This is a genomic window from Actinomyces oris (assembly GCF_001929375.1).
GTDB classification, from domain to species: Bacteria; Actinomycetota; Actinomycetes; order Actinomycetales; family Actinomycetaceae; genus Actinomyces; species Actinomyces oris_B.
On sequence record NZ_MSGO01000036.1, the window covers coordinates 25339 to 48363 of the forward strand.

A 23025-nucleotide genomic window follows, 5' to 3' on the forward strand; every position below is an offset into this window, starting at 1 on the left:
TAGGCTCGGGCCGTGACCACCGCTCTGTACCGCCGCTACCGCCCCGACGCCTTCCAGGAGGTCATCGGGCAGGACCACGTCACCGCTCCGCTCATGGCGGCGCTGCGGGCCGACCGCGTCACCCACGCCTACCTCTTCTCCGGCCCGCGCGGCTGCGGCAAGACGACGTCGGCGCGCATTTTGGCCCGCTGCCTCAACTGCGCCCAGGCCCCCACCGACACCCCCTGCGGCACCTGCCCCTCCTGCCGGGACCTGGCCACCGGCGGCCCCGGCAGCCTCGACGTCGTCGAGATCGACGCCGCCAGCCACAACGGCGTCGACGACGCCCGCGACCTGCGCGAGCGCGCCGCCTTCGCCCCGGCCCGCGACCGCTACAAGATCTTCATCCTCGACGAGGCCCACATGGTCACCGCGCAGGGCTTCAACGCACTGCTCAAGCTCGTCGAGGAGCCGCCCGCGCACGTGAAGTTCATCTTCGCCACCACCGAGCCGGAGAAGGTCATCGGCACCATCCGCTCGCGCACCCACCACTACCCCTTCCGCCTCGTCCCGCCCGACGTCCTCGAGGGCTACCTCGGCCACCTGTGCCGGGCCGAGGGCGTCGAGATCGGCCCCGGCGTCTTCCCCCTCGTGGTGCGCGCCGGCGGCGGCTCCGTGCGCGACACCCTCTCGGTCATGGACCAGCTCATCGGCGGGGCGCACGACGGCGGCGTCGACTACCAGCGGGCCGTCGCCCTGCTGGGCTACACCGACACCACCATGCTCGACCAGTGCGTCGACGCCATCGCGGCCTCCGACGGCGCCGGCGTCTTCCGGGTGGTCGACCGGGTCGTCTCCTCCGGGCACGACCCCCGCCGCTTCGTCGAGGACCTGCTGGCCCGGCTGCGCGACCTGCTCGTCATCGCCCTGGCCGGCTCCGAGGCCGGTGCGGCGCTGGGCTCCCTACCGGTCGATGAGCTCGAGCGCATGGACCTGCAGGCCCGCACCATGGGGGCCGCTGCCCTCTCGCGGGCCGCCGACACCACCGCCCAGGCCCTGACCGCCATGGTCGGCGCCACCTCCCCGCGCCTCCAGCTCGAGCTGCTCGTGGCCCGCCTGCTCATCCCCGCCGGCGGCGCCGCCAGGGCCGGCGGTGCTGTAGCCGCGGGGGGCCCGGCCGGGCGGGCTGGGAGGGCGGGGCCGACGGCGTCGCCAGCCCCCGGTGGCGCAGGCGCCGGCGCGGTCGGCAACACCGCCGGTGCCGTGCCGACCGGCTCCGGACGCGAGACGGCCGCCCAGATCGCCCGCCAGGCCTCCGCGGAGGCCGCTGGACGGCGCGGAGGCCAGCGGCCCGAGAGCGCCGGGAGACCCGGGGGAGTCGGGAGCCCGGCGCCTGCCGCCCCTCAGACACCCCGCTCCGACGACGCTGGTTGGGGAGCGGCCCCGGCCGCCCCCTCGACGCCCGCCGCAGGCCCGACGCCGACCGCACCGGCCCCCCAAGCCGGCCCCGCCGTCAGCTGGGACGGCCCGCATGACGGCGCCTCAAGCCCGGGCCCCGCCGCCTGGGCGGCGTCGGCCGCCTCCGCCTCGCCGGGTCCCTCCGCACCCTCGGCCGCAGTGGCGCCGACCCCGCGACCGGCCGAACAGCCCTCACACGCAGCCGAGCCGGCCAGCGCCCCGGCCGCCCCGAGCGCGCCACCAGCACCCGATGGCCAGGGACGTGCCGGTTGGGGAGCGGCCCCTGCCGCGCCCTCAGCACCCGTCGCCCAAGGAGGCGGCGCCGTCGGCTCGGGCGGGGGTGAGGCGGCCGACGCGGAGATGATCCGCACCCGCTGGGAGGAGGTTCTCGAGGCGGCCAAGCGCTCGCGGCGCGCCACCTGGGCGCTGGTGGGCCCCAACTCCCGGCCGGGCACCGTCTCCGGGGGCGTCTTCACGCTCCTGTTCGCCGCCCCCGGCCTCGTGGGCGCCTTCGAGAACGGTGGGCACGGCCCCATCTTCTCCGCGGCCCTCCACCAGGCCCTCGGCCTGCGCCTCGAGGTGCACGCCATCGTCGCCGGCGACGACGGGCCCGGCGGCCCCGGCGGCTCGGGAGGCCCGCGCGGACCGCAAGGCCCGGGCGGCTCCGGCGGCTCGGGAGGCCCGCGCGGACCGCAAGGCCCGGGCGGCTCCGGCGGCTCGGGAGGCCCGCGCGGACCGCAAGGCCCGGGCGGCTCCGGAGCTGCCCCCACCAGAGCCGAGGCGGCGCACACCGCCGGCCACGGCGTCGGCCACGGCGGGCCGCAGGGTTCCTACGGCGGTGGCGCCCCCGGCGCAGGACCGAGCGGCCCCGGACCACAGGCCGGCGCCTTCGACTCGGCGGGATCGGCCGCCAGCGGCGGGGCGGAGGGCGTCAACGGCGTCGGGACGCACGCCGGCGGCCGGGGCCCGGTCGAGGCTGCGGTCCCCGGCGTCGGCAGTGGTGCCGGCAGCTCCGGCCCCGGCGTCGCAGGTGCGGGGCCGCACGGCTCCACCGGTGCGTCAGTCGCAGAATCCGCTCCCGACCCCCGGTCGCCCGCTGCTGCTCCGGTGCAGCCCACCGACGTCGAGCCGGCCGGCCGCCCCGAGGAGCACCGGCCCGTCTCCACCACCTGGGACGACGGCTCGCCGATCATCGAGCCCCCGCCCGAGGAGGACTGGGGAGCCGATCCCTACGCCGAGGACTCCGGGTACCTCGGTGGGTCCCTCAGTGCCGACGAGCCCACTGGCCTCGCTCAGCCCACAGACCCCGCTGGGCACTCCGCCGCCCCCACCGAGTTCCAGGCAGTCTCCCCGGCATCCCCGGTCACCTCCTCCTCCTCCGCCTCCACGTCCCCGGCGTCCGCCGCCCCCACGGCGTCGCAGACATCTCCGGCTCCCGCGAGCCCCACCGATCCCGACGACGGCTGGGGACCCGTCGCGATCCCCGGCGGCGGGCCCGCCCCGACCTCAGCGCCCGCCCCCGCCTCCGGCGGCACCGACCCGGACGACGGCTGGGGACCGGTCGCCGTCCCCGGCGGCGGAACCGTGCCCGCCCAGTCGGCGCCAGCCTCCGCGCCCTCGTCCCCACCGCCCGGGGCCGCGCCCTCCTCAGGGGCAGGGGCGGGAGCGCCTGCGTCCCCCGCGCCCGCCGGTCCCCAGTGCGATCCGGCCCCGACACCGGCGCCGGCGGCCTCAGCCTCACCCGCCCAGTCCCGCTCCGCCCCCGCCGCGCAGGCGCTCGACGAGGCGCCCCTGGCCACCGTCCACCGTCTGCGCGCCCTGCCGGAGATTCCCGGCGGGGCCGCGTCCGCTCCGGCGGCCCCCCAGTCCTTCCAGCAGACGCCCTCCTCCCCGTCCCCGCAGGCGCCCGGGGTCGGCAGTGCTCCCGGGGCGCCCGACGCCCCGGAGACCACCGCCGGATCCCCCGGTCTGGCCCCCGTCACCTGGGAAGGGACGCCATCGAGCCCCATCAGCCCGGGCCCACCCCCCGAGGAGCCCGGCGCCTCGAGCGCCCCACCCGAGGACGAGTCCACCTGGGCGCCGTCGGGCATCGCCGGCTCGCGCCTGGGTGCCGCCATGGCCGCGGCCCGCGCCGCCACCCAGGAGGCCGACACCGACTCCCTGGCCGACGACACCCCCAGCGAGGACGACCCTGACGCCGAGGACGCCGGCGTCGTCGGGCTCGAGGTCGTCAAACGGATCCTCGGCGCCCAGGTCATCGAAGAGGTCACCGTGACCCAGGAAGGACGCTGACATGCCCGCCGTCTACGAAGGCGCCGTCCAGGACCTCATCGACGAGTTTGGCGAGCTGCCCGGCATCGGCCCCAAGTCCGCCCAGCGCATGGCCTTCCACGTCCTGGCCGCCGACTCGGCCGCCGTCGAGCGCCTCATCGAGGCCCTGCGCGCCGTCAAGGCCAAGGTCCGCTTCTGCGAGACCTGCGGCAACATCGCCGAGGCCCCCCGGTGCGCCATCTGTCGCGACCCCCGCCGCGACCAGCGCGTCATCTGCGTCGTCGAGGAGCCCAAGGACGTCGTCGCGATCGAGCGCACCCGCGAGTACCGGGGGCTCTACCACGTGCTCGGCGGCGCCATCGACCCCATCAACGGTGTCGGCCCCGACGACCTGCGCGTATGCGAGCTCTTCGGGCGCCTGGGGGACGGCGAGGTGGAGGAGGTCATCCTGGCCACTGACCCCGACGTCGTCGGCGAGGCGACGGCCGCCTACCTCACCCGCATGCTGCGCACCATGGCCGTGCCCGTCTCCCGGCTCGCCTCCGGCCTGCCCGTGGGGGCGGACCTGGAGTACGCCGACGAGGTCACCCTCGGGCGGGCCTTCGAGGGCCGACGCCGCGTCGAGGACTGATTCTCTGCGCCGAGCCGGGCATCTTTCGCGGCCCCCAACAGAAATTCTGTCGGGCTACGCGAAAAATGCCCGGCTCGGTAAGGGTGGAGGGTCAGGCCAGGCGCACGCCGCGCGGCAGCCTGCCGGCCGGCACATGCAGGCGCCTGCTGGCCGTCACCACGCCGCCGGCCCCCAGGGCCACGAGCGCCACCAGGCTCGCGGGCCAGAAGACCAGATGCTTGGCCACGGGGCCCCCGTCGTCGCGGCTGCTGGAGGAGCCGCCATGGGAGCCCCTCAGGTTTTTGCAGTAGCCCTCGACAACCCGTTCGGGTTGCGGGTTTCGCATGCTGTCAACGCCCACCCCGGTCAGGGTCAGGAGGGAGGCCGCGTCGCCGTTGGTGTCGACCGAAGCCGGTTGCTGCGGCGCGTGGACGGTGGCGTCCCCCAGGGCCACGAAGGGGTTGGGGGCCAGCATCCACCAGATCCGCTCGGTGCGCGTGACGACCTTGGTCGAGATCACAGGCTCGGGGTCGCACACGATCTTGTCATCGGTTGAGGCGTCATGATCCACGTAGTATTCCTCCACTGTCTGGGTGCCGGTCACCACGGAGGTGGAGATGAGCGTGGCCAGGGGAGTCCCCACAGTCAGGGCAGCCACCACGAGGTAGGTCAGGACCGCCGAGGCCGAGGGGCGAGCCGCCAACGCCGAGAAGCCCAGACCGATGGCGCACACCGCCCCCAGCGTGAAGACGAGGATGACCAGGTGGGAGAGGAACGCCAGCCAGTGCGAGCCGCCCCCGAGCGTCAGAAGAACGAGGAAGGGCACCGCCACAGCCAGGAAGGCGATCGCCGCCACCCAGGCCGCCAGCAGCTTGCCGACGACGATCTCCTGGCTGCGCAGCGCCGTGGCCTGCAGCAGCGCCAGAGTCGCGTCGGCCCGGTCACCGTTGATGGAGGTCGCCGACAGCGTGGGGGCGACGATGAGCCCGATCCCCAGCACGAAGCAGACGACGATGTCGTAGAGCGCCAGAAGATAGTCGTTGGACACGCCTCCGGAGCTCGTGGTCTCGATGGCGATCACCAGCCCGCCGCACAGCAGGATGAGGACCGCCAGCCAGATCCCCAGCATGATGCGCCAGCGCGTGGCCCTCACCCGCTGACGCAGCTCGAGCACCATGATGGTGCGCACACCGGTCCAGGTCATCGGCGTTCTCCTTCCAGAGCCAGGTAGGTCTCCTCCAGGGTTCCGGACAGCGGGGCGAAGGAGACGACCTCCACCCCGGCCTCAACGGCCTCGCGCAGCAGGCTGGCCGCTGCTGCGTCGTCGGCGACCGGGAGGCGCACAGCGCCGTCCTCCTCCGCCGTGACGCTCAGTTGCGCGGAGTGCGCCCACTGGCCCAGACGCCCGGCGTCCAGGGCCCGCATCCGCCAGGTCCGCTGTATCGGAAGCGGGGCTGCCGCGCCCGAGCCCGCCTGGCCGGGCGTCGGGCCCCACCCCGGCGGCGAGGCGACGGCGGTCCCGTGGGACATGAAGACGACGCCGTCGACCATCTCCTCCATCTCCGTCAGGATGTGGCTGGAGAGCAGGATCGTGGTGCCGCCAGAGGCCAGGTTGCGCAGCAGGACGCGCAGGTCGGCGCGCGAGCGCGGGTCCATGCGTGCGGCCGGCTCGTCCAGGAGCAGGACCTTGGGGGCGTGGATGAGGGCGCGGGCCAGACCCAGGCGCTGCTTCTGGCCGCGGGAGAGGACCCGGGCGGGCGTGCGCGCCATCTCGTCGAGGTGGACTAGAGCGAGCATCTCAAGGGCTCGGGGGCGGGCGGCGGCGGCATCCATGCCCTGGGCAGCGGCGAAGGTCAGGAGGATCTCGGTGCAGGTCAGGGAGTCCCAGGTGCCGAAGGCGTCGGGCATCCAGCCCACGGCGCGGTGGACCTCGCGCGACTGGGTGACCGGGTCCAGGCCTGCCACCCGGATCGTCCCGGAGTCCGGGGCCAGGAGGGCCGCCAGCATGAGCAGCAGCGTGGTCTTGCCTGCGCCGTTGGGGCCGACCAGGCCGGTGACGGCGCCACCGGGCACCGACATGTCCAGCTGGCGCACCGCCGGAGCCTGCCCGAAGAAACGGGTGAGCTGGGAGACTTCAATGCTCATGCGGGTAGGTTACGTCGTCGGCCGGGGCCGGCGGGCGGAACTCGGGACCGCCTCACTTCGACCAAAACTTCAGAAACGACCCGGAGCCGCGTCGTTTCTGAAGTTTTGGTCGAAGTGTGCGCCGGGAGCTGCGGACCGGAGGATCAGCTACTGGGTACGTACCACGTGGCTCGCGGGTCTCGCGGTGACTGCCCTCTTCGCTCCACCAGCCCCTCTTCGCGCAGTGTCTTGAGCCACCGCAGGACCGTAGGGCGGGATGCGTTGACGCCCGACACGATCTCCCCCGTGCCCAATGGTCCGGTGCTTCGCAGGAGCGCGACGACCTCGAGTGAGCCGTGAGGCAGTCTCTCAATGACGTCGCTCGAGATGGCCGACGTCGCATCCAGCCTCACGATGACGCTGGTTGAGGTCTGACGATAGTGAGGGTCAGCGAGACCGGCTTGGCGCATGTCGTCAACCATGCGCCGAATGCCCTCGCCGAGCTCCTGCGTGATCCCGAGGTCCGCGCACACCCTCGCGATGCGCGGGTTGCGTGCGTATCGCGCGATCTCGAGCGGGCGACTCGGATCGCTCATCCCGGGAAAACGGCCCGGGCTGGAAACCTCGATGCGGTGCGGGAAGATCGAGACGCGGATGTGGTCCCCGGCCATCGAGTAAGAGCGGTGGACAACGGCGTTCACCACGGCCTCCAGCCAGGCGTCCCGGGGGATGATGTCCGTGGGGCCGAAGATCCCCTCGTTCTTCAGGGCCCTGCGCTTGGGGGCCCACTGGTCGATGAGCTCGGCCGCTCTGGCGATGACGTCTGGGATGGTGCCCTCGAGACGTCGATCGCCGTCGGCCTCCATGGTTTGGCGCGCTCCGGTGCCTGTCTCGTCCTCTCGGTAGCGTAGGACGCGCACCAGTGCCTGCGGCAGAAGCTGCTCGGGAGCAGTGCCGAAGAGCAGGAGCGCGGCGATGGTGGGCCTGCCGTCATGTGTCAGGAGGCTGCGGCTGCATAAGACGTGGATGTCGTCTCCGTGTGCGCCGATCTCCGCTCGTAGTCGATCGATCGCCTCTCCGCTCAGGTCGGCCATCGTGATGCCGGCGGGCTGGGCCTCATACGTCTCGGCCTCCCGGTCGTAGACGAGCTCTTCCCACATCGGGCCGTCAAGCTTCACGGTGGAGTCGCCCATGCGCAGGAAGGCTGTTCCGTCACTGCGCCGGTGTGCGTGTCGGCTGGGAGGTACCTGGGCGACGAGAAGATGGTCTTGCGCGCCATCGTCGTTCATCACCGAGACCTCCCGGAAGTGGACGCGCAGTGGTGGGGCCACCATGGTCATCGGTACCTGGCGAAGCCTGTTGGTTTGAGAGGGGGTGGAGTCGGTCCCCTCGACCCGCTGCTCGCTCAAGCCGACGACGACGGTTCCTCCTTCCGCGTTCGCCATTCCGATGATGGCCTTGGCGAAGCTCTTCTGATCGACGCGGATGGATTTGCGCTCGAACCACTGGTTCTCCGACATCTGAGCCAGTCGTTCGCCGCGCTCGTTGATGGGGAGGTTGAGTAGCGCATCGATGTCGTCGTGGCCCATGGGTCTACTCTAACAGTTTTAGAGTACGTAAGAGTAGGTGCGAGTGGTTGAGGCTCGGGACCGCCTCACTTCGACCAAAACTTCAGAAACGACGCGGCTCCGGGTCATTTATGAAGATTTGGTCGAAGTGTGCGCCGGGAGCTGTGCGCCGGGAGCTGTGCGCCGCGGGCTGGGCGCTGGGGCCGCGTGATGTGCAGGCAACACGGCGCACCGTATGCTTGCCCCAGCCACGTCGTCGTGGGCGCCGCACGGCGACGGCTCCATCCCCGGAAGCCCCTGCCAGGACGCCCGCGCCGGCGCGGAGCACCTGATGCTAGACACGCACTGATTCCAGGACTCGAGGAGCGCCATATGGCACTGGTCGTCCAGAAGTACGGCGGCTCGTCCGTCAGCGACGTCGACGCGATGCGGCGGGTCGCCCGGCGCATCGTCGCCACCCGGCAGGCCGGCAACACGGTCGTTGTCGTCGTCTCCGCGATGGGGGACACGACCGACGAGCTCCTCGACCAGGCCGCCGCCCTGACCACCGACGCCCCCGCCCGCGAGATGGACATCCTGCTGTCCGCCGGTGAGCGCATCTCCGTGGCCCTGCTCGCCATGGCCGTCTCCGAGCTCGGCGTCCCGGCGCGCGCCTACACCGGCGCCCAGGCCGGCGTCCTCACCGACTCCAAGTACGGCAGGGCCTCCATCGTCGGCGTGCTGCCCGAGCGCGTGGCCCGCTCCATCCAGACCGGGTCGGTCGCCATCGTCGCCGGATTCCAGGGCATCAACGAGGTCGAGGACACCACCACCCTGGGACGCGGCGGCTCCGACACGACCGCGGTCGCCCTGGCCGCCGCCCTCAACGCCGACGTCTGCGAGATCTACACCGACGTCGACGGCCTGTTCACCGCCGACCCCCGCATCGTCCCCACCGCCAAGCGCATCGAGTCCCTCTCCAGCGAGGAGACCCTGGAGCTGGCCGCCCACGGCGCCAAGATCCTCCACCTGCGCGCCGTGGAGTACGCCCGCCGCTTCGGGGTGCCGCTGCACGTGCGCTCCTCCTTCTCCGACCGGACCGGGACCTGGATCTACGACGGCCGCCGCAAGGGCGCCTTCGTGCCCTCGGTCGTGGCCACCCAGCTCGACGATGTCGTCGCCGCCGACACTGACAGCGCCCCGAGTGGCGCGAGCCCGGCAGCCCCGGCCTCGCCCTCAGACCCCGCCGGGCTCGACGACGGGCCCTCGGCCAGCGTCGTCGACACCGCGCACCGCAATGCCATCGCCGCACGGGCCCAGGCCCGCCCCCGCCCGACCGCCAAGGAGGACCACGTGGAAGCCCCCGTCATCTCCGGAATCGCCCACGACCGCAGCCAGGACAAGATCACGCTCGTGGGCGTGCCCGACGTCCCCGGCGCCGCCGCCCGCATCTTCGCGATCGTGGCCGGCACCGACGCCAACATCGACATGATCGTCCAGGACGTCTCCGCTGAGGGAACCGGTCTGACCAACATCTCCTTCACCTGCCCCGACGGCGACTCCGCCACCGCCCGCGAGGCCCTCGAGGCCGCCCGCGAGGAGCTGGGCTTCCGAAGCCTGCACTTCAACCCCGACATCGGCATCCTGTCCCTGGTGGGGGCCGGCATGCGCTCCAACCCGGGGGTCTCGGCGCGCCTGTTCGGCTCTCTGAGCGAGGCCGGGGTCAACATCCACATGATCTCCACCTCCGAGATCCGCATCTCGGTGGTGGTCGACGACGCCGTACTCGACGAGGCCGTGCGCGCCGTCCACTCCGCCTTCGGCCTCGACGCCCAGGCCGCCGAGGCGGTCGTCTACGGAGGGACTGGACGATGAGCAATCCTGTGAACACCTACACCGGAGTGGCCGACGGCGTCTGCGTCGCCGTCATGGGGGCCACCGGCCAGGTCGGCCGCGTCATGCGCGCCATGCTGGCCGAGCGCGACTTCCCCGCCCGCTCGGTGCGCTTCTTCTCCTCGGCCCGCAGCGCCGGGACCGTCGTGGACTTCCGCGGCGCCCAGGTCGAGGTCGAGGACGTCGCCACCGCGGACCTGAGCGGCGTCGACGTCGCCATCTTCTCCGCCGGGGGCGCGGCCTCGCGCGAGCACGCCCCCCGCTTCGCGGCGGCCGGGGCCGTCGTCGTCGACAACTCCTCGGCCTGGCGCAAGGACCCCGAGGTGCCGCTCGTGGTCAGCGAGGTCAACCCGCACGCGCTGCGCGAGCGCCCCAAGGGCATCATCGCCAACCCCAACTGCACCACCATGGCGGCCATGCCCGCCCTCAAGGTGCTGCACGAGGAGGCCGGGCTCATCCGCCTCATCGTCTCCACCTACCAGGCCGTCTCCGGCTCGGGGCGGGCCGGGGTGGCCGAGCTGGCCGGGCAGGTGCGCGCCGTCGTGAACGAGGACATGGAGGGCCTGGCCCTGGACGGGCGGGCCGTCGAGTTCCCCGCGCCGGAGGTCTACGTCGACACCATTGCCTTCAACGCCGTGGCCTGGGCCGGCGGCGACGCCGGTGACGGCTCCGGTGAGACCGACGAGGAGCAGAAGCTGCGCAACGAGTCCCGCAAGATCCTGGGGATCCCGGACCTGCTGGTCTCCGGCACCTGCGTGCGCATCCCGGTGTTCTCCGGCCACGGGCTCAGCATCAACGCCGAGTTCGAGCGCGAGATCAGCGTCGAGCGGGCCCGCGAGCTGCTGGAGGCGGCGCCCGGCGTCACCTACCAGGACGTGCCCAGCCCCCTCAAGGGTGCCGGCCGTGACGGCACCTTCGTGGGGCGCCTTCGCGCCGACCAGGCCTTCGCGCCGGGCCACGGCCTGCAGTTCTTCGCCGTGGGGGACAACCTGCGCAAGGGTGCGGCCCTCAACGCCGTCGAGCTGGCCGAGCTGGTCGCCGCCGAGCTGAGGGACTGACTTTTCTCTTTCGCCGAGCCGGGCATTTTTCGCGGCCCCCAACAGAAATTCTGTAGGGCTACGCGAGAAATGCCCGGCTCGGTGTCTGCGTGGTCAGCGCGACCGCCGATCGTCCCAGGAGCCCGGTGTAGAGTCCCGTCCATCAGAGGAGAGGAGGTGTCCTGTGAGCAGACAAGTGAGTGTCACTCTGCCGAATCACCTGGCGGACGAGCTGGAGCAGCGCGTTGCCTCGGGTGCTTACACCGACCGCAGTGAGGCCGTCACTGATGGGCTCCGAGAGCTGTTCGCCCGCGAGGAGGCCGTTGATGCCTGGCTGCGCGGCGATGTGGCGCCGGCCTATGACGAGCTGAGGGCTGATTCCTCGTTGGTCCTGGATGCCTCGCAGGTGCGTGCCCACATCGCGGCCCATCACTCCTGCCGGACCTCCGAAGCGTGAGGGCGATCTGTGACTCGGCGTGTGGGGTACTCTCCGCAGGCACAGCGCCATCTGACCGATCTTTACGACTGGATCGCACACGACTCGGGCTTCCCCGATCGCGCTGAGGCCTACGTGACCGCGCTGATGGACCGGTGCGATGCGCTGGCCGACTTCCCAATGGTTGGTCGTGCTCGTGACGACATCCGCCCCAGTCTGCGCACCATCGGGTTTCGCCGGCGTGCTGTCATCGCTTTCGCCGTCACCGATGAGATGATTGAGATCCTCGGCATCTACTACGGCGGGCGCGACTACAAGCCACTTCTGCATGCTGACGATGAATGACTGAGCTTGTGAACCTGTGAGCAGCATAGCTCTCCGAGCCGGGCATTTCTCGCGGCCCCCAACAGAAATTCTGTAGGGCTACGCGAGAAATGCCCGGCTCGGCGTCTGTGCGGCCGACGTCGGACCGGGGGATACTCGCCGTCAGCGTCCCGAGGCACGTTCCTCCAGAAGACGGTCGATGCGCTCGCTCAGCTCGCTGACCTGCTGCTGCAGGGCTGCCACCTGCGCCTGCGTGGCGGCCTCCTGCTCGGCGTTCTCCTCCTCGACCAGCGAGACGATCCACGAGGCCAGGGTCGCTGTGACGACGCCGGCGAGTGCCACCCCACCGATCATGAGCAGCGCCGCGATGAAACGCCCCTGCGTGGAGACCGGGAAGGTGTCGCCGTAGCCGACGGTGGTGATCGTCGTCAGCGCCCACCACAGGGCCTGGCCGAAGGACCGGATCGAGGAGCCCGGCTCATGACGCTCCGCATCCAGCACAGCCAGTGCCGAGGTGAAGATGAGCAGGGCGGCGCTGCCGGCCGTGTACAGGGTGATGCGCCCGCGCAGCGCGGTGCCGGCGCTGCGCTGCATGATGCTCACGAGCGTCACCAGGCGCAGGAGCCTGAGCGGCCGCAGGATCGGCAGAACAATGATCGCCAGGTCGGGCAGGTGGTGGAGGAACCAGCGGCCCCGGCTCGGCGCCAGTACCAGGCGGACAAGATAGTCGACGCCGAACAGTGCCCACACGGTGCCGATCACGAGCTCGGCCGCCTCCTTGGCCGCGCCCTGCGCGTTGGTGAGCACCTCCCAGGCGTAGACGCCCAGGAAGACGACGGCGGCGCCGGCCAGCGGCCACTCCGCGGCGCGCTCCCACGCCCGCAGCCGAGTGCCAGGGCTGATTTCTGACGGCATGGTCCGATGGTAGACGGTGCTGGGGATAGAACCATGTCGCCCTCACCGGTGGGGAAGGCCGACGCCGTCGGGGACCGGAAGGACGAGGACAACGCTTCTCAGGTCGACTTCGGCTCGGGCTCCGAGGCCGGTGCGGGAGCCGTCTCGTCCTGCTCGGTTGAGGTCCGTATCAGTTCGACGGCGCGCCAGACCTCGTCCAGCCAGGTCTCGACCTGGGTGCGGGCGTCGTCGAGCCTTGAAGGTTTCACGGTCAGACTGAGGCGAGGGATGACGGCGGGTGCCGTCAGTCTGGCGCCTTCTTTAGGCGGGGCGTAGACGGCCTGGAGGTGTATGCGGCCCCAGCGCGCTGGTGTCTCCTGGATTCGGAAGTTGTCGCGACCAGAGGGGAGAGCAAGATTGAATAACTCCAGGTTCGCAACTGCTATGCCGTGTTGGTTCAGGCGCACCATGCTGGAGCGGCGGCGCATAGCCGCGCAAACCAGGACGACGAAGAGCGCAATGTGGAGCAGGAGCAGGGCCGCTGTGGCCTGACCGACCAGATTCCGGGTCGACTCGCTGTAGAGCAGGGGGTGCGGGACGGCCATCAGATTGATCGGGGCGGACACCAGCAGCGTGGCCGCGAGCATCCCCCACAGCAGGCCCACTGCGCGTCTGCCGGGATTCTGTGCGACGTGAAGGAATCGCGCCGCTACGACGTCGCGGTGTGACACGGTTGCGTCCTTGGGCAGCCATCGGTTCGTGCCTATGAAGGAGAAGACGGTGCCGAAACAGAACGTGGTCAGCATGAAGCTGTGGACGGTGGTCATGACAAACAGGATGGATATGATCTCAAGTCCCGGGCGCCCTTCCTCTGGGCGGGCCATGGCTTCGTCCAGGGAGCCCAGGGCCCAACCGGATATGAACAGGATGAGCGGATAGAGGGCGGCGGTGCCGACGGCGGTCAGCGCACTCAGGTATCCGAGCGCCTTGGCCCCAGCGCCGGGACGTGAACGGATGTAGATCGCCATGGTTCCCCCTCCTGAAAACTGATAGCAGGTCGGTTGCAGCATAATTGGTTCGGTGAGGCCATTCGACGCCGTCGGGGACCGGAATCCTGCCCCCGGGTGCGCAGGGTGTCCCCGGCTGGGGCGGTGTGCGCCCGGCCGCGTGGAATGTCCCCGTCCGTCTTGGAAGACGGGTGGGCTCAGGTGAGCAGGACCTTCAGGACGGCAGGGGCGGCGAAGCGGCGCGGCTGCGAACCGGTCTCGACGACGTCGAGCACCCCGATGTCAGCCAGCTGGGCAACCAGGCCGTTGGCGCGCCCGTACGAGATGCCGAGGGCCGCCTCGACCTTGCGCACCGTGAAGCTCGGATTCGCGACCGCGAAGTCGACGAGGTCAAGGGCGTGTGCGGACCGCAGGCTGGAGGCGCGCACCGTCTCCTTGAGGCTCTGGTGCGCAGCGGCCAGGGCGAGCATCTGATGACGCGTGCTGGAGGCCGCCGCGGCCAGCCCCTGGGAGAAGAAGGCCAGGAAGGTGTCCCAGTCGCCGTGGGTGCTGACTCGCAGCAACGCGTCGTAGTAATCGGCGCGACGCTCCTCGAACCACGGCGAGACCGTCAACGTGGGTTCGCTGAGAACTCCCGAGCTCAGGAGGGTGAGTACGATGAGGAACCGCCCCAGGCGCCCGTTGCCGTCCCGGAAGGGGTGAAGAGTCTCGAACTGGTAGTGGGCCATGCCCGCGGCGATGATCGGGTCGATGTCTCCAGTGTGGTCCTCATGCAGCCAGTCGACGAGGGCACGCACGCCGGCGCGAAGATGATCCCCAGGAGGTGCGGGAACGAACCGGCTTGCATGGATCGGGGCCGTGCTGTGCGCACCGGGCCGGCGGCCGATCATGACCTGGGTGTCGCGCAGGCGACCTGAGGCCGACTCAAGGGGAGTGCCCCTCATGAGCTCGCCCTGAAGGTCTTCGATGAGCGACAGGGTGATAGGGCGCCCCTCCTGTGCCCACAGGAAACCGCTGTTGGCCATGCGGACGTAGTTGAGGATCTCCGTCATCTCGGCGGTCGCGGGGGCGTCGTCGTCGGCGGTGAGCACCTCGCGCAGGGGGGCGTATGTGCCCTCCAGGGCCGACGTCGACTGAGCCTCGCGCCGTAGGGACGGGGATCGCAGCAGGTAGGGGTTCGGCAGCTGCTGGGCCGTGGCGTCGAGGGCGGCCAGTGCACGGCCGGCTGCCGCCACCATGCGGTAGGTGCCTCCGCTGAGGGGCGGCTCGTCGGAGCCGAGTGGGGTGGGGATGAAGGCCTTGTGCTGCCAGTTGCCGGTCACCGGGTCGGAGCCGGTGATGTCGACCAGTTCCCCCATGGTGTCGTTGACGAACATGCTCACGTCCATGATGTCATCCTAGTGGCGGTTGTGTGACATCTAAAGAGGGTGGATTGCACACATTGGCGACTTGTCGAACATCTCGGGTGGGTGTGTGTCTGGAAGCGGGCATGTGTGGGGCTGTGCGCCGGTGACTGCCGCCGTGGGGTTCCGTTGTGGACGGGGCCTTCGACGCCGTCGGGGACATTTCTGTGCGGTCGGGGGCGTTCGACGCCGTCGGGGACCGGAATCCTGTCCCCGGACGCGCAGGATGTCCCCCTCCGCAGCGGCGTGCACCCGGCCGCGCGGAATGTCCCCGGCCGCACTGTGCAGCGCTGGGTCAAGTGGTGGAGCCACCACTCGTGGGAGGGGCGTTGCCTGTCTGGGGCTGGTCGTGGTCAGCGTCTGCGTCGGGCGCCGACGGCGGGGTCAAGCGATGGGTGCATCACTCAAGGGAGAGGGTTCTCTGCCTGGGACTGGATGTGCTCAGGGGCTGCATCGTGGTGCGGTGGTGCGGGTGATGACTGGTGAGTCGGATTCGGCTCAGGCTGCGAGGGTGGTGCGTCGGCTGTCTCCTCCTGCTCGGGTGGGGTGCGCACCAGTTGGGCGGCCCGCCAGACCTCGTCGAGCCGGGCCTCGACCCGAGAGCGGGCGTCGTCGAGCCGTGAGGGCTTCACCGTCAGGGTGAGTCTCGAGAGGAGAACTGGCCTGGCCGGCTCGGCACCTGCGGCAGGTGGGTTGTAAACGGCCTGTACCTGGACGCGCCTCCGGCGCGTCGGAACCTCCTGAACTCCGAGCTCGTCGCGGCTGGAAGGCAGGGGGAGGGTGAACGCGGCCAGGCTCGCGGCCGCCATGCCGTGTGGCGTCATGCGCACCGCGATTGCCCGCCGGCGTACGGCGGCGCATGTCAGGACCACGAACAGCCCGGCAACAAGGAAGATCATGCCCCAGACGGCCTTGTCGAACAGTTCTTGGGTGGATTCGTTGAAGATCAGGGGGTATGGGACGGCTATCACGATGAACGGGGAGGCCACCAGCAGCATGCCCGCGAGCATCGCCCATAGCATGCCCGCGGCGCGGCTGTTGGGGTCCTTAGCGACGTGGAGGAACCGTGCCGACGCGATATCGCGATGGGTCACGGTTGAGTTCTTGGTGAGCCACCGGTTCGTGCCCTTGAAGCAGAAGACTGCCCCAAAGGTGACGGCGGTCAGCATGAAGCTATAGGTGGTCGTGACCGTGACTATCTGAGCCGCCCCATTACCTACGCTGCTGCTCTCGCTGGGGTATCTCGCAGCTTCCTCCATGGAAGCCAGTGCGTAGCCGGCCAGGAACAGGGCAGCCGGGAGAAGGAGCACGATGCCGACAGCGATCAGAGTGAGCAGGCACCCGAGCACCATGGTCCCGGTGGTGGGGCGGGAGCGGATGTAGATCGCCACGGGTCACCCTCCTGAAAATTGATAGCAGGTCAGTTGCAGCATAGTTGGTTCGGTGGGGGCGTTCGACGCCGTTGGGGACATTTCTGTGCGGTCGGGGGCATTCGACGCCGTCGGGGACCGGGATCCCGTCCCCGGACGCGCAGGATGTCCCCCCTCCGCAGCGGCGTGCACCCGGCCGTGCGGAATGTCCCTGGCCGCAGGAGGTGGGTGGGGGCGGGCGGCGCAAGCAGGAGGGCGGCGCAGGCAGAAGGGGTTGCGGCATCGGCAAGAGGATGCAGGCCGGCGGGAGGCCGGGAGGCAACGGCGGGAGGATGCGCGGTACCGGCAGCAAGCCGGGCGGCCCCGTCACGAGGATTGCCGGCCTCAGGAATAGGCCGGGCCCCGGCCGTGTTGGCCGCAGTGGAACCCATCTGTCTCCACAGTCTTGAAAGGAACACCCATGGCCACCAAGAACATCACCGGCCCCGAGTTCAAGGACACCATCCACGGCGAGGGCATCACCATCGTCGACTTCTGGGCCTCCTGGTGCGGCCCGTGCATGCGCTTCGCCCCCATCTACGAGAAGGCCTCCGAGGCCAACCCGGACATCACCTTCGCCAAGGTCGACACCGAGGCCGAGCAGGACCTGGCCGGGGCCCTGGGCATCTCCTCGATCCCCACGCTCATGGTCTTCCGTGACAATGTGCTGGTCTACCGCGAGGCCGGCGCCCTGCCCGCCCCCGCGCTGGACTCCCTCATCACGCAGGTGCGCGAGCTCGACATGGACGAGCTCAAGGCCAAGATCGCCGCGGAGGAAGCCGCCTCCGGCACTCAGGCCTGACCCGTCACGCACCGCGGGGCCGTCCTTCGGCCCCTGTAGCTGTCCGACGTCGCCCGGGAACCCGCCGTTTCCGGGCGACGTCGTCGTCTGTTACCCGGCTCGCCCACCCAAGGGCAGAACATTACGTTTTGATATCCTATGATGGCCCGCGTGAAGTTGGAGTCCCACGTCAGTCACGCTGTCAGAGCCCGATGGGCGGTCCCCGTCGGCGCCTCGGGCCGCGACGCACTGGTACGCCACCTCGTCTACGCCTTCCTGCGCTCCGACCCCGAGGGGGCCACGGACTGGATCGACTCGACGGTCCCCACCGACCCCGACGAGCTGCGCACCATGCTCGACTTCCTCCTCACCGCCCGCCCCCCGGCGCCCCTGCCCGAGGACATCGCCGCCGACCTCGACACCCTCCTGGAGGCCGAGGCCGCCGAGCGCGGCATGGTCGACGCCACCGAGATCCCGCCCCTGGCCATCACCGACCACGTCCCCGGCCTGCTGGGCCGCAACGTGGCCTTCTGGCGCGGCGACCTCACTCGGCTGCGCGCCGGCGCCGTTCTCAACGCCGCCAACTCCGGGATGCTCGGCTGCTTCGCCCCCGGGCACCGTTGCATCGACAACATCATCCACGCCGTCGCCGGGCCGGCCCTGCGCGCCGAGTGCGCCCGCTACATGACCTGGGCGGAGACCTTCGACCCCACCCGCCGCCAGGGCGGGGAGCCCGCCGGCCGGGCCGTCTTCACCGGCGGCTACCACCTGCCGGCCCAGCACGTCATCCACTCGGTGGGGCCCGTCATCGAGGACGGGCGCAAGCCCACGCTGCGCGACCGGCGCCTGCTGTCCTCGTGCTACACGAGCGTCCTCAACGTCGCGCACGCCGCGGGGCTGGGCAGCGTCGGCCTGTGCTCGCTGTCCACAGGCGTCTTCGGTTACCCCAAGCGGCAGGCCGCCCTGGTGACCCTGGAGACGATCGGCCGCTGGCTGGCGGCCCACCCCGACTCCCGGATGCGTATCGTCATCAGCCTCAACGCCGACGTCGACGTCGCCGCCTACGAGGCCGCCCTCGCCCCGCCGCCCTGGAGGCCTTAAGGGGCGGGGGTTCTCCACTTTCAGCGCGCCCGAGGGGGCGCACTGCACGAGGGCCGGGAACCACTGGAGGAGGGCCGGGTGCACTCCGTGTAGGTGGGGCTTTCGTGCAGTACGCACAACTCGCGGCCAGTAGATCCCCAACCTCGTGCAGTACTGTGCGGTTCCAATTGCTGACGGCGAACCCGGTCCGCTGGTTATGCCTGCAGGCCAGGCCCTCCGAGGGGCGGTCAGTTCGCCTGGGCCCGGGCCGCGGCGCGGGCGGCCGCCGGGGCCGCAGCCGCAATCGCCTCCAGCTCCGCCTCGCCGTGCGCGGCCGAGACGAACCAGGCCTCGAAGACCGACGGCGGCAGGCCCACCCCCGCCTCGAGGAAGGCGTGGAAGAAGGGCCCGTAGCGCCAGGTCTCCTGGGAGCGGGCGGCCTCGTAGTCGCTCACGCCCCGCTCGGCGGCCCGCCGCCCGAACATGAAGGAGAACAGCGAGCCCGCCCGCTGCACGCGGTGGGGCACACCCTGCTCAGTCAGGGCCGCCGAGACCACCTCACCGATGGTCCGGGCGCGGGTGGCCACCGAGGCGTAGACGGCGTCGTCGGCCAGCTGGAGCGTGGCCAGGCCGGCCGCCGTGGCCAGCGGGTTCCCCGAGAGCGTGCCCGCCTGGTAGACGGGGCCGTCCGGCGCCAGCAGGTCCATGACCTCCGTGCCTCCGCCGACGGCGGCCAGCGGCATCCCGCCGCCCACGACCTTCCCGAAGGTCACCAGGTCCGGCACCCAGGCGGCGCGCTCGCGCCAGTCGGCACCCGGCCAGGAGGGGGCATCGGCATCGGCGGGCTCAGTGGCCAGGCCCGGCAGGTCCACGGTCCAGCCGTCGACGGCCTCCAGGCCCCACCAGCCGGCCGGGCCCACGCGGAAGCCGGTGAGGACCTCATCGAGGATCATGAGCGCGCCGTGCTCGGCGCTCACCCGGCGGATCGCGGCGTTGAAGCCGGGCGCGGGCGGCACGATCCCCATATTGGCCGGGGCGCCCTCGGTGATGACCGCGGCGATCTCGGCGCCCCGCTCGGCGAAGCAGGCCTCCAGGGCGGCGACGTCGTTGTAGGGCAGGACGATCGTCTGGGCGGCCACCGCCGCGGGCACACCGGCGCTGCCCGGCAGGCCGCCGGTGGCCAGGCCCGAGCCGGCCGCCGCGAGCAGGCCGTCACTGTGCCCGTGGTAGCAGCCCGCGAACTTCACCACCAGGTCGCGGCCCGTGGCGCCGCGGGCCAGGCGCACGGCCGTCATCGTCGCCTCGGTGCCGGTGGACACGAAGCGCACCTTCTGCGCGGCCGGTACCCGGCGGCGCACCTCCTCGGCCAGGAGCGTCTCCGTGGCGGTGGGGGCGCCGAAGGACAGGCCGCGGGCGGCGGCCGCCTGGACCGCGGCGACGACCTCCGGGTGGGCGTGACCCAGGAGCGCCGGGCCCCAGGAGCCCACCAGGTCCACGTAGCTGCGGCCCTCGACGTCGGTGACGTGGGCGCCGCTCGCCGAGGCGATGAACCGCGGCGTGCCGCCCACCGAGCCGAAGGCGCGCACGGGGGAGTCGACGCCCCCGGGGATGACGGCGCGAGCCGCCTCGAACAGGGAGGTGTTGGTCGAAGCGGCGGTGCTGGAGGGCCGGCCTGTGGGCTGCGATTGCTGAGTCACGGTGATCCTGTCGATGAACTGGTCAGGGCCGGTTCGGGCCAGCCGTACCGGGTGGGACTGCCTCTCAAACTACCTGACTGAGGCCGTCTGCCGTGGCGTTGAACGTGGCGTTGACCGGTTGGGAACGCGGGAGAGGTGAAAGTGTCCGTTGTGGCGACTTTTCAGGTGGTCGTCACCGACTCCTTCTTGCAGTATCCCAGGTCAGAGGGTGGTTACTTCCAGATACTGAATGAGGTGGGAGTTGAAAAGTCGCCACCGTGGACACTTTGGCGACGTGATGACGCTGGGGACCGTTGGCTATGACGGGCAGCGAGACCGGTCCGAGGAGCTGAAGCGCCTCGAAGCAGGTGGGAAGGACGTACTTCCGGGCGCGCTGGGGAGACGTCGCTAGTTGTACTTCCCCGTGGGGCCGGAGGCGTGTCCATAGCGAGTACTTTGCCTGGTCGGGGCCCCGGGGCGCCCCCGTTGCCGCAATCTGTTGCAGGACCTACCTCAGGGCCGGGTTCTCGGCGATCTCCCGGGCCCAGTAGGTCAGGACCATGTCCGCCCCCGCGCGCACGATGCCCAGCACCGACTCGGCGATGACGCGCTCGCGGTCGATCCACCCGCGCTGCGCGGCCGCCTCCACCATCGCGTACTCGCCGCTGACCTGGTAGGCGGCCACCGGCACCGGTGAGGCGGCGGCGACGTCGGCCAGCACATCCAGGTAGGGGCCGGCCGGCTTGACCATGACGATGTCCGCGCCCTCTGCGATGTCGAGCATCACCTCGCGCATGCCCTCGCGGCGATTGGCCGGATCCTGCTGGTAGGCGCGCCGGTCGCCGGTGAGTGTGGAGCCCACGGCCTCCCGGAACGGCCCGAAGTAGGCCGAGGCGTACTTCGCCGAGTAGGCCAGGATCGCGACGTCATCGTGGCCGGTGGCGTCCAGGGCGGCGCGGATCGCGGCGACCTGCCCGTCCATCATCCCCGAGGGCGAGACCATGTGCGCCCCGGCCTCGGCCTGGGAGATGGCCATGGCCTGGTAGGTGGCCAGGGTGGCGTCGTTGTCGACCTCGCCGGCGCGTGGGCCGCCGGGGCGAATGAGGCCGCAGTGGCCGTGGCTGGTGAACTCATCCAGGCAGGTGTCCGCGCACACGACGACCTCGTCCCCCACCTCCTCGCGCACGGCCGCGATCCCGCGGTTGAGGATGCCGTCCTCCGCCCAGGCCGCCGTACCGGCCTCGTCCCGGGTCGCGGGAACGCCGAAGAGGTCGATGGCGCCGATGCCTGCCTCGGCGCAGGCGGCGGCCTCGCGGCGCAGCGAGTCCAGCGTGTGCTGGACGACCCCCGGCATCGCCTCCACGGGGCGGGGGACGTCAATGTCCTCGCGCACGAACACCGGCAGGATGAGGGCAGCCGGGGCCACGACGTGCTCGCGCGCCAGGCGCCGCATCGCCGGGGTGGTGCGCAGGCGCCGAGGGCGGACCGCGGGGGCCTGCGGGTCGGGGACGGAGCGGCGCGACAGGAAATCGGCGGCCGGTCGGAGGGCGTCTGTCATGAAGTGCTCCTGGTGGTCGTCCAAAGTGTTGGAATGACTGGGATGGTGCGGATTGGGTTTGTGAGGGGGTCTGTGCAGGGGACACTCGCGTCGGACTGGGAGGCTGCGAGGTGGTTCCGTGTCACGAATGGCGACTTTTAGTGTGCCGAGCGGGGGCTGCGGCTCCTGAACTCATCGGAGTATCCGGCCCTGACCTGGGCGAACACCTGAGAGGTAGGTGTCCCAGGGATTGTGGTGGCGATGAAAAGTCGCCAATCGTGACACTTTTGCCGGTGTGCGGCCATCACGGCGGCTCCTGAGGGGCAGGAGCGGGGCCCGTGGTGGCCCGGGTGGCGTCGATAGTGGCCTGGAGGACCCCCTCGGGCGTGGGGGAGGGGGCGACGGCAGCGACCGGCAGGCCGAGCCTGCGGGCGGCCGCCGCCGTGGTGGCGCCAATGGCCACCAACCCAGTTCCCTGCGGCGGGCCGAGCAGATCCAGGACCGCCCGCGTCGTGGACGGGGCGGTGAGCACGACCGCGTTCACACCGCCAGTGCCCCACGTGCGCTCCAGGTCCGGGGGCAGCTCGTGGGCGTCGGCCGTGACGGTCGTGTAGGCGGCCACCTGCTCCACTTCCCAGCCCGCCCGCCGCAGGCCGTCCGCCAGTGCCGGGTCGGCCAAAGCCGAGGCCGGCAGCAGCACCCGCCGCGCCTCCTCCGGGTCGCCTTGAGGAGAATCGGGAGAATCGCCGAAGGTGTGGGCTCTCCCGTCGGAGTCATCTGGGTCGGAGGTGCTGGGGAAGTTATGGGGGGCCGTGCCTGAATCCGGGGCTCGGGTGGGGGGTGGGGTGGCTCCCGGCCCGCCGGCGAGGGCGGGCTCGTCCAGGAGGGCGGCGGCCGAGCCTCGGGCCACCAGGTCCGGGGCGGTGCCGGTGAGCTCGGTCCAGGCCCGCGCGGTTGCCGGCCCGACGACCGCCACCCGCATCGGTGGGATGGTTGAGCGTGGTTGGTGCTGTTCAGGTGGGGTTGTTGGGGTGTCGTGGTGGGTGCCGGAAGTGTCGGGTTCTTGGCGGAGCCCGTGTTCTCCGGTTGTTGGGCCGACGACTGTCACCCGTGTCGGGGTGGGTGCTGTGGTGGATTCGTGTTGTCCGGGTGGGGGTGCTGGGGTGCGGGGAGATGCGGCGTGGTACTGGCTGCTGGGCGCGGTGGGTTCTTGACGGAGCCCGTGGCCCGCGGTCGCCGCGCCGGCTCCGGCTTCCGCGAGCAGGTACGGCGCCAGCGCCTCAACGGTCCGGGCCGAGGTGAGCACCAGCCAGGCCGCCTCGCCCGCCATGATCCTGCGCGCAGTCGCCTCCAGCGCCGCCGCCTCACCCGCAACTGTCCGCGTCACGGCAGCCCGCAGCACCCTCGCCCCGGCCCGCTCCAGCGCCGAGGCGATAGGGTCGCGCTCCTTGAGACGCGGCAGCAGAACCACCCGCCCCGACAGTGGCGCCCCGCCGCCTTTCCGGGGGTTGCCCGTGAGGCGCCCGGCCGAGTCGTTGCGTGAGGTGGACTGCGTCATG

General features: G+C 71.2%; 18 protein-coding genes. 8 read left to right on the forward strand and 10 right to left on the reverse strand.

Translation table 11 applies throughout. The features are described from left to right. The first annotated feature begins 12 nt into the window (after window positions 1–12). Window positions 13–3729 carry a DNA polymerase III subunit gamma and tau gene (locus BKH32_RS14450; protein ID WP_075249461.1) on the forward strand — a complete coding sequence of 1239 codons (3717 nt, stop codon included), beginning with the start codon at window positions 13–15 and terminating at the stop codon, window positions 3727–3729. Window position 3730: 1 nt separating this feature from the next. Next, on the forward strand, window positions 3731–4339 hold the full coding sequence (recR, locus tag BKH32_RS08100) for a recombination mediator RecR (RefSeq protein WP_075249462.1): 609 nt from the start codon (window positions 3731–3733) through the stop codon (window positions 4337–4339). 91 nt (window positions 4340–4430) lie between these two features. On the opposite strand, the gene BKH32_RS08105 is transcribed toward recR, so the two are convergent. The 3 genes from BKH32_RS08105 to BKH32_RS08115 form a co-directional block, all read right to left on the reverse strand. After that, the gene (locus BKH32_RS08105) at window positions 4431–5522 is read right to left on the reverse strand and encodes an ABC transporter permease (protein WP_075249463.1); all 1092 of its coding nucleotides are present in this window, start codon (window positions 5520–5522) and stop codon (window positions 4431–4433) included. Beyond that, window positions 5519–6463 (reverse strand): ABC transporter ATP-binding protein, encoded by a 945-nt coding sequence (locus tag BKH32_RS08110; protein ID WP_075249464.1) that lies wholly within the window; start codon window positions 6461–6463, stop codon window positions 5519–5521. The genes BKH32_RS08105 and BKH32_RS08110 overlap by 4 nt, the downstream gene beginning before the upstream one ends. Window positions 6464–6606: 143 nt before the next feature. Next, a complete protein-coding gene (locus tag BKH32_RS08115) occupies window positions 6607–8031 on the reverse strand; it encodes an ATP-binding protein (RefSeq protein ID WP_075249465.1) in 1425 nt (474 codons plus the stop codon). 351 nt (window positions 8032–8382) lie between these two features. Between BKH32_RS08115 and BKH32_RS08120 the strand changes: the two genes are divergently transcribed. From BKH32_RS08120 to BKH32_RS08135, 4 genes are all read left to right on the forward strand, one after another. After that, complete coding sequence (locus BKH32_RS08120) at window positions 8383–9864, forward strand: aspartate kinase (RefSeq protein ID WP_075249466.1); 1482 nt, start codon at window positions 8383–8385, stop codon at window positions 9862–9864. Then, window positions 9861–10940: an aspartate-semialdehyde dehydrogenase gene (locus tag BKH32_RS08125; protein ID WP_075249467.1), complete on the forward strand. Its 1080-nt coding sequence runs from the start codon at window positions 9861–9863 to the stop codon at window positions 10938–10940. The genes BKH32_RS08120 and BKH32_RS08125 overlap by 4 nt, the downstream gene beginning before the upstream one ends. 163 nt (window positions 10941–11103) lie before the next feature. Next, the gene (locus BKH32_RS08130) at window positions 11104–11376 is read left to right on the forward strand and encodes a ribbon-helix-helix domain-containing protein (protein WP_075249468.1); all 273 of its coding nucleotides are present in this window, start codon (window positions 11104–11106) and stop codon (window positions 11374–11376) included. Window positions 11377–11397: 21 nt separating this feature from the next. Further along, window positions 11398–11700: a type II toxin-antitoxin system RelE/ParE family toxin gene (locus tag BKH32_RS08135; RefSeq protein ID WP_256691380.1), complete on the forward strand. Its 303-nt coding sequence runs from the start codon at window positions 11398–11400 to the stop codon at window positions 11698–11700. Between the two features lie 141 nt (window positions 11701–11841). On the opposite strand, the gene BKH32_RS08140 is transcribed toward BKH32_RS08135, so the two are convergent. From BKH32_RS08140 to BKH32_RS08155, 4 genes are all read right to left on the reverse strand, one after another. After that, complete coding sequence (locus BKH32_RS08140) at window positions 11842–12594, reverse strand: potassium channel family protein (protein ID WP_075249470.1); 753 nt, start codon at window positions 12592–12594, stop codon at window positions 11842–11844. A 98-nt stretch (window positions 12595–12692) separates the two neighbouring features. Continuing rightward, complete coding sequence (locus BKH32_RS08145) at window positions 12693–13601, reverse strand: hypothetical protein (RefSeq protein ID WP_075249471.1); 909 nt, start codon at window positions 13599–13601, stop codon at window positions 12693–12695. A 176-nt stretch (window positions 13602–13777) separates the two neighbouring features. Next, window positions 13778–14968 (reverse strand): Fic family protein, encoded by a 1191-nt coding sequence (locus BKH32_RS08150; RefSeq protein ID WP_075249472.1) that lies wholly within the window; start codon window positions 14966–14968, stop codon window positions 13778–13780. 419 nt (window positions 14969–15387) lie between these two features. Continuing rightward, a complete protein-coding gene (locus tag BKH32_RS08155; protein ID WP_075249473.1) occupies window positions 15388–16374 on the reverse strand; it encodes a hypothetical protein in 987 nt (328 codons plus the stop codon). Between the two features lie 439 nt (window positions 16375–16813). Between BKH32_RS08155 and BKH32_RS08160 the strand changes: the two genes are divergently transcribed. Further along, window positions 16814–17194, forward strand: coding sequence for a thioredoxin family protein (locus tag BKH32_RS08160; protein WP_075249474.1), 381 nt, complete (start codon window positions 16814–16816; stop codon window positions 17192–17194). A 138-nt stretch (window positions 17195–17332) separates the two neighbouring features. Then, on the forward strand, window positions 17333–18274 hold the full coding sequence (locus BKH32_RS08165; protein ID WP_020992009.1) for a macro domain-containing protein: 942 nt from the start codon (window positions 17333–17335) through the stop codon (window positions 18272–18274). Window positions 18275–18501: 227 nt separating this feature from the next. Here BKH32_RS08165 and hemL read toward each other — a convergent pair whose 3' ends face one another. From hemL to BKH32_RS08180, 3 genes are all read right to left on the reverse strand, one after another. Beyond that, window positions 18502–19887, reverse strand: coding sequence for a glutamate-1-semialdehyde 2,1-aminomutase (gene hemL, locus BKH32_RS08170; RefSeq protein WP_430383796.1), 1386 nt, complete (start codon window positions 19885–19887; stop codon window positions 18502–18504). A 550-nt stretch (window positions 19888–20437) separates the two neighbouring features. Next, window positions 20438–21487 (reverse strand): porphobilinogen synthase, encoded by a 1050-nt coding sequence (gene hemB / locus BKH32_RS08175; protein ID WP_075249476.1) that lies wholly within the window; start codon window positions 21485–21487, stop codon window positions 20438–20440. A gap of 283 nt (window positions 21488–21770) precedes the next feature. Next, window positions 21771–23024: a uroporphyrinogen-III synthase gene (locus BKH32_RS08180; protein WP_081376751.1), complete on the reverse strand. Its 1254-nt coding sequence runs from the start codon at window positions 23022–23024 to the stop codon at window positions 21771–21773. Between the last annotated feature and the right edge of the window lies 1 nt (window position 23025).

Coding starts and splice junctions, on each gene's coding strand:
- recR (WP_075249462.1), top strand. CDS start 3,731: ATGCCCGCCGTCTACGAAGGCGCCGTCCAGGACCTCATCGACGAGTTT.
- BKH32_RS08105 (WP_075249463.1), bottom strand. CDS start 5,522: ATGACCTGGACCGGTGTGCGCACCATCATGGTGCTCGAGCTGCGTCAG.
- BKH32_RS08110 (WP_075249464.1), bottom strand. CDS start 6,463: ATGAGCATTGAAGTCTCCCAGCTCACCCGTTTCTTCGGGCAGGCTCCG.
- BKH32_RS08115 (WP_075249465.1), bottom strand. CDS start 8,031: ATGGGCCACGACGACATCGATGCGCTACTCAACCTCCCCATCAACGAG.
- BKH32_RS08120 (WP_075249466.1), top strand. CDS start 8,383: ATGGCACTGGTCGTCCAGAAGTACGGCGGCTCGTCCGTCAGCGACGTC.
- BKH32_RS08125 (WP_075249467.1), top strand. CDS start 9,861: ATGAGCAATCCTGTGAACACCTACACCGGAGTGGCCGACGGCGTCTGC.
- BKH32_RS08140 (WP_075249470.1), bottom strand. CDS start 12,594: ATGCCGTCAGAAATCAGCCCTGGCACTCGGCTGCGGGCGTGGGAGCGC.
- BKH32_RS08145 (WP_075249471.1), bottom strand. CDS start 13,601: ATGGCGATCTACATCCGTTCACGTCCCGGCGCTGGGGCCAAGGCGCTC.
- BKH32_RS08150 (WP_075249472.1), bottom strand. CDS start 14,968: ATGGACGTGAGCATGTTCGTCAACGACACCATGGGGGAACTGGTCGAC.
- BKH32_RS08160 (WP_075249474.1), top strand. CDS start 16,814: ATGGCCACCAAGAACATCACCGGCCCCGAGTTCAAGGACACCATCCAC.
- BKH32_RS08165 (WP_020992009.1), top strand. CDS start 17,333: ATGATGGCCCGCGTGAAGTTGGAGTCCCACGTCAGTCACGCTGTCAGA.
- hemB (WP_075249476.1), bottom strand. CDS start 21,487: ATGACAGACGCCCTCCGACCGGCCGCCGATTTCCTGTCGCGCCGCTCC.
- BKH32_RS08180 (WP_081376751.1), bottom strand. CDS start 23,024: ATGACGCAGTCCACCTCACGCAACGACTCGGCCGGGCGCCTCACGGGC.